Annotated in this window: 15 protein-coding genes; 12 read left to right on the top strand and 3 right to left on the bottom strand. The window is 45.4% G+C overall.

Annotated features, from left to right (window positions below; all coding sequences use genetic code 11):
• The first annotated feature begins 35 nt into the window (after positions 1-35).
• Genes V7R82_RS08360 through pcp form a run of 3 tightly spaced genes read left to right on the top strand, consistent with a single transcriptional unit; the run spans position 36 to position 2,303 of the window.
• On the top strand, positions 36-710 hold the full coding sequence (locus V7R82_RS08360) for a 5-oxoproline transporter, DUF969 family subunit (protein ID WP_070756223.1): 675 nt from the start codon (positions 36-38) through the stop codon (positions 708-710).
• A gap of 5 nt (positions 711-715) precedes the next feature.
• On the top strand, positions 716-1,639 hold the full coding sequence (locus V7R82_RS08355) for a DUF979 domain-containing protein (protein WP_143227688.1): 924 nt from the start codon (positions 716-718) through the stop codon (positions 1,637-1,639).
• Between the two features lie 16 nt (positions 1,640-1,655).
• On the top strand, positions 1,656-2,303 hold the full coding sequence (pcp, locus tag V7R82_RS08350; RefSeq protein ID WP_291453727.1) for a pyroglutamyl-peptidase I: 648 nt from the start codon (positions 1,656-1,658) through the stop codon (positions 2,301-2,303).
• A gap of 30 nt (positions 2,304-2,333) precedes the next feature.
• Here pcp and V7R82_RS08345 read toward each other — a convergent pair whose 3' ends face one another.
• Complete coding sequence (locus V7R82_RS08345; RefSeq protein ID WP_338542510.1) at positions 2,334-3,281, bottom strand: glycosyltransferase family 2 protein; 948 nt, start codon at positions 3,279-3,281, stop codon at positions 2,334-2,336.
• A 249-nt stretch (positions 3,282-3,530) separates the two neighbouring features.
• On the opposite strand from V7R82_RS08345, the gene V7R82_RS08340 reads away from it, so the two are divergent.
• The 3 genes from V7R82_RS08340 to V7R82_RS08330 all read left to right on the top strand — a co-directional run bounded on the left by V7R82_RS08340 (position 3,531) and on the right by V7R82_RS08330 (position 7,122).
• Positions 3,531-4,454 (top strand): nucleotidyltransferase family protein, encoded by a 924-nt coding sequence (locus tag V7R82_RS08340; protein ID WP_338542508.1) that lies wholly within the window; start codon positions 3,531-3,533, stop codon positions 4,452-4,454.
• 25 nt (positions 4,455-4,479) lie between these two features.
• On the top strand, positions 4,480-5,607 hold the full coding sequence (locus V7R82_RS08335; RefSeq protein ID WP_338542506.1) for an aminoglycoside phosphotransferase family protein: 1,128 nt from the start codon (positions 4,480-4,482) through the stop codon (positions 5,605-5,607).
• Between the two features lie 159 nt (positions 5,608-5,766).
• Positions 5,767-7,122, top strand: coding sequence for a hypothetical protein (locus V7R82_RS08330; RefSeq protein WP_338542504.1), 1,356 nt, complete (start codon positions 5,767-5,769; stop codon positions 7,120-7,122).
• A 53-nt stretch (positions 7,123-7,175) separates the two neighbouring features.
• Here the strand turns inward: V7R82_RS08330 and V7R82_RS08325 are convergent, their stop codons facing one another.
• Positions 7,176-8,105: a homoserine O-succinyltransferase gene (locus V7R82_RS08325; protein WP_070756230.1), complete on the bottom strand. Its 930-nt coding sequence runs from the start codon at positions 8,103-8,105 to the stop codon at positions 7,176-7,178.
• Positions 8,106-9,164: 1,059 nt separating this feature from the next.
• The gene (locus V7R82_RS08320) at positions 9,165-9,503 is read right to left on the bottom strand and encodes a winged helix-turn-helix transcriptional regulator (protein WP_070756231.1); all 339 of its coding nucleotides are present in this window, start codon (positions 9,501-9,503) and stop codon (positions 9,165-9,167) included.
• A 149-nt stretch (positions 9,504-9,652) separates the two neighbouring features.
• Here V7R82_RS08320 and V7R82_RS08315 point away from each other — a divergent pair, with 149 nt between their 5' ends.
• The 6 genes from V7R82_RS08315 (at position 9,653) to V7R82_RS08290 (ending at position 16,276) form a co-directional block, all read left to right on the top strand.
• Positions 9,653-10,078: a MarR family winged helix-turn-helix transcriptional regulator gene (locus tag V7R82_RS08315; RefSeq protein ID WP_291430757.1), complete on the top strand. Its 426-nt coding sequence runs from the start codon at positions 9,653-9,655 to the stop codon at positions 10,076-10,078.
• Between the two features lie 209 nt (positions 10,079-10,287).
• Positions 10,288-11,697 (top strand): glycoside hydrolase family 1 protein, encoded by a 1,410-nt coding sequence (locus V7R82_RS08310; RefSeq protein ID WP_338542500.1) that lies wholly within the window; start codon positions 10,288-10,290, stop codon positions 11,695-11,697.
• Positions 11,694-12,554, top strand: coding sequence for an ROK family protein (locus V7R82_RS08305; RefSeq protein WP_338542498.1), 861 nt, complete (start codon positions 11,694-11,696; stop codon positions 12,552-12,554). Before V7R82_RS08310 ends, V7R82_RS08305 begins: the two co-directional genes overlap by 4 nt.
• Positions 12,555-12,873: 319 nt before the next feature.
• Positions 12,874-13,830 (top strand): ABC transporter permease, encoded by a 957-nt coding sequence (locus V7R82_RS08300; RefSeq protein ID WP_023391291.1) that lies wholly within the window; start codon positions 12,874-12,876, stop codon positions 13,828-13,830.
• Between the two features lie 11 nt (positions 13,831-13,841).
• A complete protein-coding gene (locus V7R82_RS08295; RefSeq protein ID WP_291427353.1) occupies positions 13,842-14,762 on the top strand; it encodes a carbohydrate ABC transporter permease in 921 nt (306 codons plus the stop codon).
• Between the two features lie 59 nt (positions 14,763-14,821).
• A complete protein-coding gene (locus V7R82_RS08290) occupies positions 14,822-16,276 on the top strand; it encodes an ABC transporter substrate-binding protein (protein WP_311467357.1) in 1,455 nt (484 codons plus the stop codon).
• The last annotated feature ends 25 nt before the right edge of the window (positions 16,277-16,301 follow it).

Here is a 16,301-nt window from a genome sequence, read left to right as displayed (position 1 = left end):
ATATTTAGATTAAACAATTTGAAAGGAGTGACAGTATGAACTGGTTCATATTAATTGGTATTGTTATTATTGTCCTTGGTTTTTCGCTTAAGTTGGATACCATGGCGGTCTTAATTGTAGCAGCCCTATCCACAGCCTTGGTGGCTGGTATTAACTGGCAAGAGGCGCTAATTCTCTTGGGGGAGAACTTCGTCAAGAACCGTTTGGTCACCATCTTCTTGATTCCAATTCCTATGATTGCTATGGTAGAGCGCTTCGGCCTGCGTCAACAAGCCCAGCATCTGATTAGTAAGCTCAAGGGCTTGACGGCACCTATTTTGCTGTATACCTATGTCTTGATTCGTGAGGTGTCCCTAGCCTTCCATATCCCTCTGGGTGGACATGTTCAGTTCGTTCGCCCCTTGATTTATCCTATGACCGACGCCACTGTGCGAGAAAAATGCGGCGATGATTTAAGCGATGAGGAGGTTGACGCTATTAAGGGTAAATGTGCGGCCGTAGAAAATATCGCCAACTTCTACTCTCAAAATATCTTTGTCGGTTCTTCAGGGGTCTTGCTGATTATTTCTACTTTAACTGAAGCAGGTTATGATGCGGCGGCAACAGATGTTGCCAACACAGCTCTGACTGTAGGGATTGCTAGCTTAATCGTGGTAGCACTCTATATGGCATACTGGCAGCAAAGTCTGAATAGAAGGGGGAGAAAATAATGGAAATCACTGCAGTACGTGATCTGATTTTAGAATTCGCTTATTACATTGCGGGGGTAATCTTCTTCCTGTCAGCCTTCTATGTTTATCGCTCAGATAGTAAGACTCGATTGGGGGCTACCATCTTCTGGAGTCTCTTAGGGGTTATTTTTGCCTTTGGGTCTTACTTGCCACCATTTATAGTAGGGGTTCTGTTAGTAGTCATGGCGATTTTAACTGTAACTAAGCAAGTGACTACTCCTAGTCTTCATACGGTGTCCGATGCTGTGAAGGAGGAACGTGCTAAGCGCTATGGCTTATGGATTTTCTTGCCTTCTCTGACCTTGGCCTTAGTTGCCGTCTTGTTAGTTTACAATGTTAAAGGTTTAGGGGGGCAAGCGCCTTTAGTAATTGGTGGCTTAATTTCCTTGGCGGTTGCTTTGATTATGTTACGTCCTAAGCCAAAAGAAGTCTATGATGGGACCACTCAGATGACGCTACAAATGGGGGTAACCATCATTCTGCCTCAATTACTTGCTGCTCTGGGAGTTATCTTTACCAAGGCACAAGTAGGGACCTTGATTTCGACAGCTGTAGCCTCAGTGGTGCCAGCGGAGAATCGTTTGTTAGGTGTAGTAGCCTATGTTTTAGGGATGGTAATTTTCACCATGATTATGGGGAATGCCTTCGCAGCCTTCACAGTAATTACGGCAGGTATTGGGATTCCGTTTGTTTTCGCTTTGGGAGCTAATCCGGTGGTAGCCGGCACCTTAGCTATGACAGCGGGCTATTGTGGGACCTTGATGACACCGATGGCAGCTAATTTTAACTCTATGCCTGCTTCTCTCTTAGAAATGAAAGACCCGAATGGCGTCATCAAGCAGCAAATTCCTGTTGCGCTTGTCATGATTGTCTTGCACATTGCCTTGATTTACTTTATGGCATATTAGAATAGGAGATGAACTTATGAAAATTTTAGTAACAGGTTTCGACCCTTTTGGCGGAGAAGCCATTAACCCCGCCTGGGAAGCCGTTAGTCGCTTACCTAAGGAAATTGAGGGTGCTGAGATTGTGACGGTTCAGATTCCAACCGTTTTTGGTGATTCGGCTAAGCGTCTCTTTGAAGCAGTTGAGCAGCACCAACCCCATGCGGTGGTCTGCGTCGGTCAAGCGGGCGGTCGCTTTGGCATTACGCCTGAACGGGTAGCCATTAACGTGGATGATGCGCGAATCGCTGATAACAAGGGCCAACAACCTCTGGATACAGTCATTCAAGCTGACGGGGCGCCAGCCTACTTTACGACCTTGCCGGTTAAGGCCATGGTAGAGGCAGTTAAGGCAGCGGGCTTGCCTGCTAGCTTATCTAACACGGCTGGGACCTTTGTCTGCAACCATATTATGTATCAGAATCTCTATTATCTGGCTAAGCATCATCCTAATACTCAAGGGGGCTTCATTCATGTCCCTTATGTGACGGAACAAGTGGTAGACAAGCCGGGTCAAGCCTCTATGGCTTTAGCTGATATTGTTAAGGGTCTGACTGTCTGCTTAGAGACCCTTGTAGCCTACCAGGGCAAGACGGATGTTCGAGTTGTGGGCGGCGAAACCCATTAATAACAAATAAAACTGAAGCCAACCCAGGGGTTAGGCTTCAGTTTTTTTGTCTGAACTTGCTTCTGTTTCCTTAATGATATAAATTGGACGCCGTTTGGTTTCCATAAAGATTTTACCGATATAGTTACCGATAATCCCTAAAGAAAGGAGTTGGATACCGGAGAAGAAGAGGATGATGGAGACAATCGAAGGCCAACCAGCCACTCGGTCGCCGAAGAGAAGGGCTCGTACGATAATAACAACTAAGAAAAAGGCTGAAATTAGGCAGGTGATGGTCCCCATAATGGAGGCTAAGGTTAAAGGAGCCTCGGAGAAGTTAATAATGCCATCAATGGAGTAACGTAGCAATTGGAAGAAGTTCCAACTGGTTTGCCCAGCTACCCGGTCACGGTTCTCAAATTCTAGGTAGACCGTATCAAAGCCCACCCAGCTGAACAAGCCTTTGGAGAAGCGATTGTACTCGGATAACTCCAAAATGGCATCGACCATTTGGCGAGTCATTAGGCGATAGTCGCGGGCCCCATCTACGATTTCGGTCTGGCTAATGCGATTGATGATTTTGTAGAAGAGACGGGCGAAAAAACTACGAATGGGTGGCTCACCCTTGCGGGTAGTCCGTCTAGTCCCGACGCAGTCTACCTCTTTGCTTTGGATAAGTTCAAACATCTGTGGAAGTAGCTCCGGTGGATCTTGTAGGTCAGCATCCATTAAGGTGATGTAGTCACCACGACAGGCTTTGAGTCCAGCAAAAATGGCGGCTTCTTTACCGAAATTACGAGAAAAGGAGAGGTATCTCACTCTGTCAGGATGCTCTTGATGTAAGTTACGTAGGACAGTTAGGGTCTCATCCTTTGAGCCGTCGTTAACAAAAATATATTCTGTTTGGCAGCCAAGGCCTGTGATCACTTCTTCGGTCGCAGCAAAGAAATATGGGATGGCATCTGCTTCGTTGTAGCAGGGCACAATAATAGATAACATGCTGATTCCTCCTATCCTATCTCGTGATTATTATAGCACAGAGACCTTACTAATGCGAGGTTTGTGGCGAAAGCCAGCGCCTGGTCCTTGTATCAAGTGATGACAAAAATGCCTGAGGAGAAATTATCTTAGCTCAAATGAAATAGCTTACAAACAGTTCAAAATATGCTAAAATAAAGTTGGCATCCATTCGATGATGGATAGCGAATAGAATATCGCCCCACTAGGGGTGTTAGGGGAGTCTTACAGATGAAAGAACCAATCCTGGTCATTATGGCAGCCGGAATGGGCAGTCGTTATGGTGGCCTCAAACAGCTTGATTCAGTCGGACCAAGAGGGGAGGTTATGCTGGATTATTCGCTCTATGATGCGAAAGAAGCAGGCTTTAAGAAGGTTATTTTTATCATTAAACCCGACATGGCTGAGCGTTTTAAGGCCCAAGTTGGCGACCGTATAGCACAATATATGACAGTAGAATATGTCTATCAGAAATTAGAAGATTTACCGGCGGGTTTTGCCGTGCCAACTAGCCGAACCAAGCCTTGGGGGACCGCCCATGCGGTTTGGTGTGCGCGAGACCTGATTGATGCACCTTTTGCGGTTATTAATGCCGATGATTTCTATGGCCGGCATGCCTTCCAATCGGTCTATAATTATTTGGTTAAAATGCAGACCTATCGTAATCCGCGTTATAGTATGGTGGGCTATCCACTCAAGAAAACGATCTCGGCTAACGGGGCGGTTTCGCGGGGCCTTTGCCAAATTAATGAGTCAGGCTACTTAGTTGAAATCGAAGAGCAGACTCAGATTGAAGCCTATCCAGAAGGGATTCACTATACGCAAGACGGCTTAAACTGGGTGGATGTAGACCCAGAAACCATTGTGTCCATGAACCTCTGGGGCTTCCCCGAAGCTTTCATCCAAGTTATTGAAGGCTATCTACCAGAGTTCTTGGAGAAGGGCCTTCGGACTAAGCCTGATAAATGTGAGTACTACCTACCAAGTGTAGTTCGCAAGCAAATTAAGTCTGACCAAGCCAGAGTCAAGATTTTAGAAACCCAATCCCAGTGGTTTGGGGTCACCTATCAAGAAGACAAACCTTTAGTGGTAGAAGCCATTGAAAGTTTGACTCAGTCAGGTGTTTACCCAAGCCCCTTGTGGCCAGAAGTTTAGGATAGTAGCAAAAGGAGTGAAGCATATGTCAACCGTTCTAGCGACCGATTCGCCGGCCTACTTGGCCTATCAAGCTTATGATTTACCAGGGAACTTGCTTGCCCTAGAGCCCTTAGGCAACGGCCTGATTAATAAAACCTACCGCATCCAACAAGGCAATCATCAAGGCTGGCAAGGGGAGTATGTCCTCCAAGAAATCAACCAGTCTATCTTTCCAGATGTTCCCGGGCTTATGCAGAATATCTTGGCCGTGACAGATTACATGAAGGGAATTATCAGTCGTCGTGGTGGCGACCCCGAGCGGGAAACCTTGACGGTGGTGCTTAATCGTGAGGTCTTACCATATACGCGCTTGGAAGATGGGACCTATTGGCGCATCTATGAGTTTATTAAGGACAGCTTCAGCATTGAACAAGTCACCAATGAGGACGAGTTCTATCGGGCTGGCCAAGCCTTTGGGGCTTTTGCCGCTGATTTAGATGATTTTGATGCTAGCCAACTGACTGAAGTTATTCCCAAATTTCATGATACGCGTCATCGCTATGCTCAGTTTGAAGAAGCCGTCGCCCAAGACCGTGCGGGACGTGTGGCGGAGGTTCAGGAATGGGTTGATTTTGTACGAGCTCGCAAATCTGATTGCTACCTGCTCTATGACTTGTTAGACGCAGGCCAATTACCTCTGCGCGTGACCCACAATGATACCAAGCTCAATAATATTCTTATGGATGCTGGAACTGGCCAGGCTCTCTGTATTGTGGACTTGGATACCATTATGCCAGGTCTAGTGCTCTTCGATTATGGGGATGCTATTCGCTTTGGGGCCAACCATAATGCGGAGGACGAGGCGGATTTGAGCAAGGTCCAATTTGATGCCCATTTATTTGAGGTTTATACCCGAGGCTTTTTGAAGGGGATGGGGAATCGCCTAACTACCTTAGAAATTGAATTGCTGCCTTGGGGAGCACGGGTCATTACCTTGGAGCAGGGGATTCGATTCCTGACCGACTACCTCAATGGCGACGTCTATTACGGCACCAGCCGTCCAGGCCAGAATTTGGATCGGACAGCTACCCAGTTGACCTTAGTGGCTCAGATGGAAGCTCAATGGCCTGAACTCAAAGCCATTGTAGCGCGCGCGGCTCAAAGTCGCTAATAACAAATAAATGAGACTCAAAAATGCCGACTCAGTCGGCATTTTTTCTTGGCATTGAATAAGTCAAAAAAGTTGTTGTGGCTTTAAGTAGATTTTAAGTAAGCATCCTATACTTAAACTATCAACTAAAACAAAAGAGTTGACGAAAGGATGATTAAGATGAAAAAACTACATAAAATTGCCGCACTCACTAGTTCTGCTTTTATCTTAGCGCAAGCCAGTCTCATGACGCTTACGCTTAATACCCCACTTGTTCAAGTTCAGGCAGCACCACCTCAAGCACCTCCAGGTGGAGGCGGAGGATTTGGTGGATCTGGCACCGTTAATCAAGGGACAACTGCTACTGAGCTTACCGAGGACGGCACTGTGACCGATACTCAGTATAGCTCTACTGGTGATGATGAGAATGCACTCAGAGTAACCAATGCCAAAGTGACCTTAACCGGCATCAAAGTGGATAAGACAGCAGGAGCAAGCTCTAACACAGAAGACGGTGACTTCTACGGGATGAATGCCGGCTTACTAGCAACAGACGGTGCCACCGTGACCATCAAAGATGCGACCGTTAATACTAGCGCTCAAAACGGTAATGGGATTTTCTCCTATGGCCAAGGCACGACGGTGAATGTAGCGGATACGAAAATTACAACTACGGCTGACAACTCTGGTGGGATTCAGACGACAGGGGGGGCAACTATGAATGCGACCAACTTGACCGTCGAGACGGCCGGGAACTCAGCAGCAGCTGTCCGGTCAGACCGGGGTGGCGGCACAGTAGTGGTTGATGGCGGGACCTATACTTCTAAAGGTTACAATTCACCAGCCATTTACTCAACGGCCAATATTACAGCTAAAAATGGGACCTTCACAGCTCAGAACTCTGAAGCCCTCGTAATCGAAGGTCAAAACTCTATTACCTTAGAGAATGCGACAGTGGAAGGCAATATGAGTGATACCAAAGGCAGCAGCTCTGATACCAATGTCCACAATGTCATGATTTACCAGTCTATGTCTGGGGATGCGGAAGTCGGTAAGGCCACCTTCACCATGACGGATGGCAACTTGATTAGCAACAATGGCGATTTAATCTATGTCACCAACACGCATGCTGACATTAACTTAAGCAATGTCACCATCAAAAACCTGGATACAGAAGGTCGTCTCTTAGCTGTCTTAGGGAATGATGCCAGCCACGGTTGGGGGACTGCCGGCGCCAATGGCGCTAACGTCACCATGACAACCCAAAATCAAACTTTGGAAGGTGCAATTGAGGTCGATACCATCTCTACCTTGAATTTGACCTTAGGCAAAGGCACCAACTTTACCGGCACCATCAAAATCGTCGATAACGCAGATGGTGGTAAGGCGGTTGCGGATAATGCAGTGGTTACAGTAGAAGAAGGGGCAACTTGGAACTTAACTGGGGATGTTACCTTGACTAGCTTAACCAATAAAGGCACTATCAACTTCAATGGCCACACCATCACCTTAGCAGACGGGACGGTCCTAAAATAAGCGCAAAAAGCAGCCCTCCCACTTAGGGGAGGGCTCTTGCTGTGTTTGGAGGTTTATTTGGCTGACTGGTCATCAAGTCTGGTTAAATCATAAGGTGTTTGTTGATAAACCAAGTTCAACCAATTATGGAAGAAGAGATAAGCGCTAGATCGCCAACGATGTTGGGGCGGTAAATCCGCTTGGTCTTGCGGATAGTAGTTCAGAGGTAGGCAAACTTGGGGATTAGAACCGAGGTCTCGTCGATATTCCTGATCTAAGGTTAAGGCGTCGTATTCCATATGACCCGTGACAAAAATCTGACGATTGTCCTTAGAGGCAGCCAATAGGGTGCCTGTTTCAGGTGCAGTGGCCAGTACATCTAACTCTGGGTGCTGGGCCAGTCTAGCTTCATCGATGCCCGTGTGACGTGATTGTGGCGCCAAGAAAGAGTCGTCCATTCCTCGTGTTAGGGGATGGTGACGTTGGGTCAATTCATGACTAAAAATACCAAAGAGCTTAATAGGTAGGCTATGTTTAGTGATGCCATAGTCGGTATAGAGCCTTGCTTGCGCCCCCCAGCAGATATGGAGGCAAGAAAAGACATGGTTTTTAGACCAGTCGAAGATGCTTTGGAGTTCCGACCAGTAGGTGACGTCTTCGAAGTCAAGGTGCTCTACTGGAGCTCCCGTCACGATTAAGCCGTCATAATAGCGGTCCTGGATTTGATTAAATTGGTAGTAGAATTTCTCCAAGTGCGAGGCATTGGTGTGGCTGGACTTACGGCTCGACATCTGGAGGAAGTCAACTTCAATTTGCAGAGGTTGGCTACCTAGAAGGCGTAGAAATTGAAGTTCAGTTTCTTCTTTTTTGGGCATGAGGTTGAGGAGCAAAATTTTAAGCGGGCGAATATCCTGGCGCTGTGCTGTCTGCTCTTCCATGACCTGGATACCTTCATGAAGTAATTCTTGTTTGGCGGGTAGGCCATCAGCAATACGAATAGGCAAAGGGCAACCTCCTTACGCGATAACTCCTATCAAGTAAAGGAGCTTTTCTCTTATTGTAAGGGCTAAAGCGGGCAAGGGTCAATCATCTGGCTATATTGATTTTATAGGAGTATCTATAGTTTTTAACTATAAATATGTAGGATAAATAAAAAATATAGGGTATAAATAGCTATTTATCTTATAAAAGGCGAAAGAAAACATATAAAATAGGTGCTATTATTAAGTTGGAAATAAAAAATAAGAATACATTTAGAGAATATTCTAAGAAAGTTCAGCTTATTCCGAATATTTAGTGAAACGAATCTCTATTTATTTAGGAAAAGATTATGAAAATCAATGTATTGACCAAATATCATTGACGTGATATAATTATTTCGAATTCGAGATAACTAAGTGCTTTAAGCGACTGCTTTTAGAACAGAGGGGAAGTAGTTCTTTTACTATGAGTCATTTCGAATTTAAGATGAGTGTGACAACGGGTGATATCAATTACTTCAATCACTTGTTTGGTAGAAACCTAAATCTTTAGCTACTTATGGTTCTTTTTCTCGCCTGATGGCGAGATCGGCTAACAGAAACTAATTTTGTCAAGCAACTGCGGCGCGTTGTAAATGGTGACAAAATATGTGAGTAGGCGAGAGAGGCGGGACAAGTGATAGCCACTAATTGGTAGTTGCAATGAATAGTGAACTCACTATTCGGATGGAGTGGAGACTTTCTCCCGTTGTTCACATTATCTGAGGTTGCCTTTTGAAAAGGCGGAAGATACCTCGCCTTGGCACCTATCGTAGACCACTAAGATTGAGGGATCTTGGTCAGATAGTCAAGGTACCATAGCTAGCAACAGGCTAGCGCAACCTTTTTAATTATTGGTTACTATTGATGATAGATGGCTCAGTTAGTGCTTTTCCCTTTAGGGGAAGGTAAAAGTACAGTTGGGTGGAGCATCTTCAGTCAAATAGGAAGTTTAGGGGCTTACCGATTACTTTTCTATTTTGACGCGTCTATCATTATGAGAAAAGCGTGTTGACTTGGGGAAGTCAACACGCTTATTCTTTATTATTGAGTTTTAAGGAAATGGATATACTTGTTTCCCCAGGCCCCCAATTGTTGAAGCACTAAACGAAATTCCATGCCGATAGCGGATAGTTGATATTCTACCTTAGGTGGAATCTGTGGATAGGCTTTGCGAATAATGATGCCATCTTCTTCCAACTGACGTAATTGTTTGGTGAGGGTCGCTTGAGTGATTCCAGATAATTCACGGTGGAGAACATTAAAGCGTTTAGGACCTTGCTCGAGGGCGTGGAGGATGAGAATACTCCATTTGCCAGAGAGAACTTTTTGGGTAACAACAAAGGGGCAAGTAGGGAGTTTGTCACTGCTGAAGCGTGCCATATCTATTAAGTCCTTTACATAATTATTTTTGATACTTAATACAGTGTATAAAGTTATATTTAAAAGGTCAAGTATAAATATTTCTCTTGTTTAAAAAAACAAGACTTGTTATAATGGGACCTTAAGAAAAAATAGGAGGAGGTTGGCCAATGCATCAAGAATTAGCTTTGAAAGTGGTTGTGGGACTTATGCGGACCAGTGGCCAACTGACACAATTTTTAAAGAATGACGTCAGCAGTTACGGGCTTAATTCGACAGAGTTTGGTGTTTTAGAATTGCTCTGGTCTAAAGGAGAGTACCCTGTACAGCAAATTGCTAAGAAGATTCTGATTTCTTCCTCCTCGACAACCTATGTCATTAATCAGCTAGAAAAAAAGGGGCTTGTTCAACGGAGAATTGATACTAAGGATAGACGGGTAGCTTATATTGGCCTAAGTCCATCAGGTTTTGATTTGATGCGAGAGATTTTTCCTGTTCACGTAGCCAAACTTGATAAAGTATTTGGTAACTTAAGCGAAGCGGAGTTGCAAGGGCTTAGCACCCTACTCAAGAAGATAAATTTCGATCTACCATAGGTGATTTCCATCCGTTTTTAATAAAGTAGCGCTGTTCTGCCAGAAGAACAGCGCTACTTTTATATTTCAAGAAAGGACTGCTTTACTTAGTCATGCCCCACCCAGAAAGATGGGGCGTGTGTGTGCTACTCATAAGCCTATAGTTTGTCGCAAAAGGTCTATATTTTGTACAGTCAGGGTCATGCTATAATAAGGGTGAGGTGATGACGATGAAAGTAAGATTTCCAGTAGATTTTTGGTGGGGTGGGGCAACTTCTGGCCCACAAAATGAAGGGCGATTCCATAAGCCCCATGTCAATGTATTCGATTATCATTATGATACCAAGCCGGAAGATTTCTTCCGCTATGTGGGGCCAGATGTAGCCTCCGATTTCTACCATTTATATGAGTCAGATATCGCCCTATTCAAGGACTTAGGGTTTAATAGTTTGCGGACCTCCATTCAATGGACCCGCTTGATTGATGATTTAGAGGAAGGAAGCTTGAATCCAGAAGGGGTAGCTTACTATAACCGGGTCATTGATACCCTCTTGGCTGCCGGCATTCGGCCGATTATCAATCTTCACCACTTTGATTTACCAATCGAACTCTATGAGCGTTACGGTGGTTGGGAGTCCAAGCATGTCGTAGAGCTTTTTGTGAAATTTGCGCGCCGGGCCTTTGAATGTTTCGGCGATCGTGTAACCGACTGGATGACCTTCAATGAGCCTATGGTAGTCGTAGAAGGCCAGTATCTCTATGGTTTCCACTATCCTATGTTAGTAGATGGCAAGAAGGCGGTGCAAGTAGCCTATAACCTACAATTAGCCTCTGCCAAGGCCATTCAAGCCTACCGCCAAATCAATCAAAATACGCAAGGTCGGGTCACCATTGCTCTTAACCTAACGCCGGCTTATCCAGCTAGCCAATCCGAAGAAGATTTGGCAGCAGCACATTTTGCCAACTTATTTGTCAACCGCCTCTTCTTAGATGCTTCAGTTAAGGGACATTTTCCTGAGGAATTAGTGGCCATTCTGGCTAAAGACGGAGTCTTGTGGGAAGCGACGCCAGAAGAGCTAGCCATTATCCGCGACAATCGTGTGGATTATATCGGGGTTAACTACTACCACCCTCATCGGGTTAAGGCTCCCGAGATTTCGCCTAACAGCTTAACTGTTGACTGGATGCCACAACGCTACTTTAACGACTATCAAATGCCAGGCCGTCGTATGAACGTGGACAAGGGCTGGGAAATCTATCCGCAAGCTCTCTATGATATTGCTAAGAACCTTCAAGACAATTATGATAATATCCCTTGGTTCGTCTCCGAGAATGGGATTGGCGTCTCGCGCGAGGAGCGCTATCTGGATCAGACAGGGATTATCCAGGATCAGTATCGGATTCAGTTCTTCAGTGAGCACCTCTACTGGCTCAACCGAGCTATGCAAGAAGGGGCCAACTGCTTTGGTTACCATGTCTGGACGCCAGTCGATGGTTGGTCCTGGCTCAATGCCTACAAGAACCGCTATGGCTTAATTTCTAACGATATTCATACCCAGACCCGGACCGTCAAACAATCCGGCTGGTGGTTCAAAGATTTAACTGCTAATCATGGATTTGAATGGGAGGAAATGACATGACCGAGCAACTACTAGTATGTGATGTCGGGGGGACGAGCGTTAAGTACGGCATCTTTGATGGGCAGGTTTTGAGCCATCAAGGGAAGTTTCCAACGCCCGCGACTTGGGAGGAATTCCAGTCCGAGCTTGCTAAACTCCGCCAAGAATTGGACGTGTCTATCAAAGGAATTGGCTTTTCCGTGCCAGGGACCGTCTTGCCGGACAAGGGCCTTATCGAAGGCATTAGTGCCGTCCCTTATATCCATCATCGGCCTTTTGTTCAAGAAATGACCCAAGCTTTCCAAGTGCCTATCACCATTGAAAATGACGCCAACTGTGCGGCGGTAGCTGAAGTTCATTCAGGAGCTGCTCAGGGAACCCAAGCCGCCGCCCTCCTAGTCTTAGGGTCTGGCATTGGGGGTGCCCTGGTCTTAAATGGCCAGCTCTACCGGGGCCCAGGAGGCTTTGCCGGTGAGTTTGGTTATGGCATGGTCGACTTTAGTCGCCGGGTTAGTCCAACCATGAGCCCGGTCAATGTGGCGCGGCGCTATAACGGGTCGAGTGACTTCAAGGCCCTCTTGGAATTGGCGAAGCAAGGCTATCCAGAAGCTAAGGAAGCCGTCGATCAAATGATAGATGATTTGGCCCTCTTGATTCATAATCTCTATGTCTTCATGGATTTGCCACTTATTTTGATTGGGGGCGCCTTGTCGGGCAATCAGGACTTCAGTCGGCTACTAGAAGATCGGGTCAAGACCTTCTTAGCAGCGTCTGAAGTTCCCCATCATCCTCAGGTACGTTCTTGTGCCCATCAAGCAGATGCTAATCTGATTGGGGCAGGGGTAACCTGGTTGGCAGCAGCAGAACTTAGTGAGTAGCCTGGCTTCCAAGGAGTCAAACTCATTTAGCTTATATTTCAGGCATGACTGAAGTCATGCCTTTTTTACTTTGATCTGACGCGACCATAAAGTCTAGTAAAATATCTGCTTAATTTAAGAGCGAGAGAGGGCCTTAAAAAGTACAAGTTAGTTGCTAGAGTCTCGGGCGAAATAACTATTTGCCTATACGGGTTTAGTGCACAATGTATGATTTAATACCTATAATTTTTAATAAATTACCTATGATTTGAGGATAGGAAGCTCAAGGAGAATGGCGTATAATACAAACTGTAAACGTTAACAGAAAAGAGGAGTGACAATGGAAGCAGCGAAAAAAGCTAAAAGCTCCAAAAAACGACGCAAATGGAAACAAAATATACCCTTGCTCATTATGACTTTACCGGGGCTGATTTGGCTCATTTTTTTCTACTATATTCCAGTACTGGGGAACGTGGTGGCCTTTAAGCAGTTCCGTTTCTCCAAGGGGGGATTTGTTCAGTCCATCCTCGACAGTAAATGGGTAGGGTTCGCCAACTTTAACTACCTATTTTCAAGTTCTAAGGCCTATCTCATTACCCGAAACACCGTCTTATACAACCTAGCATTCATTATTATTGGCCTTATCTTCGCTGTTATGTTCGCGATTATTCTTAGCCAATTACGTAGTAAGCTTTTGGTTAAGACCATTCAAACCTCCATGCTCTTACCTTATTTCTTGTCATGGGTTATCATCAGTATCTTCGTCTTGACCTTCCTGTCTACGGACCGCGGGCTATTGAACCAAATGTTAGGGGATATGGGCATGAAGGCCGACACTAACTGGTATACAACGCCTGACATGTGGCCACCATTCCTTGTCTTCATGGGGATTTGGAAAGGGATTGGTTATTCCTCCATTATCTACTTCGCGACCATTGTGGGGATTGACCGGACCTACTATGAAGCCGCCCAAATGGATGGCGCTAGCAAGTGGGACCAAATTCGCCACGTTGTGATTCCGCATTTGGTACCAATGATGATTATTCTAGTTATCTTGGGGATTGGGAACATCTTCCGGGCCGACTTCGGTCTCTTCTACCAAGTGCCACTTCAATCTGGTCCACTTAAGAATGTGACGTCCGTCTTAGATACCTATATCTATGATGGTTTGAAAAACGCAGGGAACCTGGGGATGACCACCGCAGCCGGGCTTTATCAGTCCTTCGTAGGTTTCATCTTGTTGCTGTCAGCTAACTTGATTGTGCGCAAGATTGATCCAGATTCTGCTTTATTCTAGGAGGTGCCACCATGACTCAGACCAAGAAAAAACTGGGTAAGGTATCGGTGGATACCTTCGGCCCCAAAGCTAACTTCTTCTTCAGTCTTCTGATGATCTTGGTTGGTTTGACGGGTGTCTTTCCCTTCATCTTTGTTATCATCTTATCGCTGACCGATGAAAACTCCATTGTGCGGAACGGCTATCGCTTGATTCCGGATGCCTGGTCTACGGCAGGTTATGAGTATCTCTTTACCCAAAGTTCTACCATCGTCAATGCCTTTATGGTGACGGTCTTCGTGACCGTGGTCGGGACCTTGATTAACGTAACAGTTACGTCGACTTATGCCTATGCCTTATCACGACCTTACTTCATCTTCCGCCGCTTCTTCCTCTTCATCATTTTGGTGACCATGTTGGTAGGGGCTGGGATGGTGCCAAGCTATATCGTGATGACTTCCTTACTCAAGCTAAGAAACTCTATCTGGGCCTTGATTTTGCCAATGGCCTTGAGCCCCTTCAACGTCATCATCATGCGGACCTTCTTCCGCAAGTCTATTCCTGAATCTATCATTGAATCCGCTCGGATTGACGGGGCAGGCGAATTTCGGATTTTCCGCCAAATCGTCCTACCACTTGCCATTCCAGGGATTGCAACCATTTCCCTCTTTGCGGCCATTGGTTTCTGGAACGACTGGTTTAGCGCTTTGCTTTACTTAGATGATCAAAACCTCTTCCCACTGCAATATGTCTTGATGCAAATCCAGGCCAATATTGACTATATCGTTAAAAATGCTGCCCAAGGGGCTTCGGCCGTATCGGGCGTCTCGATTCCGCGGGAAGCAACGCGTATGGCCATGGTGGTTATCTCAACCTTGCCAATTGCCTTAAGCTATCCTTTCTTCCAGAAATACTTCATTTCTGGTTTAACCATCGGTGGCGTCAAAGAATAGACGTGACCACTCCATTCTTACAGGTAATAACAATATAAAAATTTTAGGAGGAATCCACAATGAAAATGAAACGTCTTGTACGTAATATGGCTATGTCTGCTTTAGCAGCAGTATCAGTAGCTTCTGTCTTTACTCCAGCTGTTAAAGCTGAAGAGCCAACTACTATCACCATGTACCAAATCGGGACACCACCTGATAACTTGGATCAACTTTTGGCTAAAGTTAACGAAGCTTTCGTTCGTGACTTAAACCTTAAACTTGAAATCCGCTACCTAGGTTGGGGTGAGTACGATGACAAGATGAACGTGATGACCAACTCAGGTGAAAAATACGACATCGCACGTGCTTCTGGCTACATCCAGAATGCTTCAAAAGGCGCTTATGCTGACTTGACTGACTTAATCAAAGAACACGCTCAAGACTCCTTCAAGTACTTAGATGAAGCTTATATCAAAGGGAACACAGTTGACGGCAAGATGTATGCTTTCCCAGTAAACGGGAACGTTTATGCGCAAGAGTTCTACACCTTCAACCCAACCTTCTTGAAGAAATATAACCTCAAATTAGACGGTATCAAAGAACTCAAAGATGTAGAACCTCTCTTACAAACCATCAAAGACAAAGAACCTGGCGTAGCACCTTTAGCTGCAGGTCGTGGCTGGCGTGTAGGGCATGACTTTGACTATGTCATTGGCGATGCTGTACCACTCGGGGTTTACCTCAAAGGCGATACTGCTAAAATCGTGAACCCTTATGAAGAAACAGATGCCTTCATTCCAGAAATCAAGGTAATGCACGAATTCTACAAGAAAGGCTTCGTACCTAAAGACGCCGCAACTTCTGACCAAGGTTACCCATTAGATGCTGATACTTGGTTCATGCGTCGTGAAACAGTAGGGCCACGTGACTACGGTAACTACTTACTCCGTGCTGTTTCTGGTAAAGACTTAGAAATCGTGCCTCACGGCGACACCATTATCAAGACTAACGCTCAAGCACGTATGTCAAACTTCGTTATCGCTCAAAACTCTGATCACGTTGAAGAGTCAGTTAAATTGCTTAACTACATCAACTCTAAACCAGAAATCATGAACACCTTGGTTTATGGTCTAGAAGGCGAGAACTGGGAAAAAGTTGGCGAAGACAAGATCAAACTCTTGCCTAAGTACAACGAAGGTGCAACTCACATGTCTGCATGGAACACAGGGAACGCTGCCTTGCTTTACAAAGATGAACGCATCACACCAGAACAATTGGCTGCTTCTGAAAAAGGCTTGAAAGAAGCAACAGAGTCTCCACTCTTAGGTTTCAACTTCAACCAAGAACCTGTAGCGGACGAAATTGCTAACGTCAACAACGTCGTCAACGAATATGTTGCAGGTCTCCACACTGGTACTGTTGACCCTGAAAAAGTCTTACCTGAATTCAACAAAGCTTTGAAAGACGCAGGGATTGATAAGATCAAGGAAGAAATGCAACGTCAATACGACGAATTCTTGAAAAACAAAAACTAATGCCTAATGAATGAGGCGAGGCTGG

This window comes from Abiotrophia defectiva ATCC 49176 (genome assembly GCF_037041345.1).
In the GTDB taxonomy this organism is placed as follows: domain Bacteria; phylum Bacillota; class Bacilli; order Lactobacillales; family Aerococcaceae; genus Abiotrophia.
Note: the sequence above shows the minus strand (reverse complement) of the source record. Positions and strands in the feature narration are given on the sequence as shown.

Bases quoted from the DNA above. Each gene is read 5' to 3' on its own strand.
- V7R82_RS08360 (WP_070756223.1), top strand. From the start codon at position 36: ATGAACTGGTTCATATTAATTGGTATTGTTATTATTGTCCTTGGTTTT.
- pcp (WP_291453727.1), top strand. From the start codon at position 1,656: ATGAAAATTTTAGTAACAGGTTTCGACCCTTTTGGCGGAGAAGCCATT.
- V7R82_RS08345 (WP_338542510.1), bottom strand. From the start codon at position 3,281: ATGTTATCTATTATTGTGCCCTGCTACAACGAAGCAGATGCCATCCCA.
- V7R82_RS08340 (WP_338542508.1), top strand. From the start codon at position 3,531: ATGAAAGAACCAATCCTGGTCATTATGGCAGCCGGAATGGGCAGTCGT.
- V7R82_RS08335 (WP_338542506.1), top strand. From the start codon at position 4,480: ATGTCAACCGTTCTAGCGACCGATTCGCCGGCCTACTTGGCCTATCAA.
- V7R82_RS08330 (WP_338542504.1), top strand. From the start codon at position 5,767: ATGAAAAAACTACATAAAATTGCCGCACTCACTAGTTCTGCTTTTATC.
- V7R82_RS08320 (WP_070756231.1), bottom strand. From the start codon at position 9,503: ATGGCACGCTTCAGCAGTGACAAACTCCCTACTTGCCCCTTTGTTGTT.
- V7R82_RS08315 (WP_291430757.1), top strand. From the start codon at position 9,653: ATGCATCAAGAATTAGCTTTGAAAGTGGTTGTGGGACTTATGCGGACC.
- V7R82_RS08310 (WP_338542500.1), top strand. From the start codon at position 10,288: ATGAAAGTAAGATTTCCAGTAGATTTTTGGTGGGGTGGGGCAACTTCT.
- V7R82_RS08305 (WP_338542498.1), top strand. From the start codon at position 11,694: ATGACCGAGCAACTACTAGTATGTGATGTCGGGGGGACGAGCGTTAAG.
- V7R82_RS08300 (WP_023391291.1), top strand. From the start codon at position 12,874: ATGGAAGCAGCGAAAAAAGCTAAAAGCTCCAAAAAACGACGCAAATGG.
- V7R82_RS08295 (WP_291427353.1), top strand. From the start codon at position 13,842: ATGACTCAGACCAAGAAAAAACTGGGTAAGGTATCGGTGGATACCTTC.
- V7R82_RS08290 (WP_311467357.1), top strand. From the start codon at position 14,822: ATGAAAATGAAACGTCTTGTACGTAATATGGCTATGTCTGCTTTAGCA.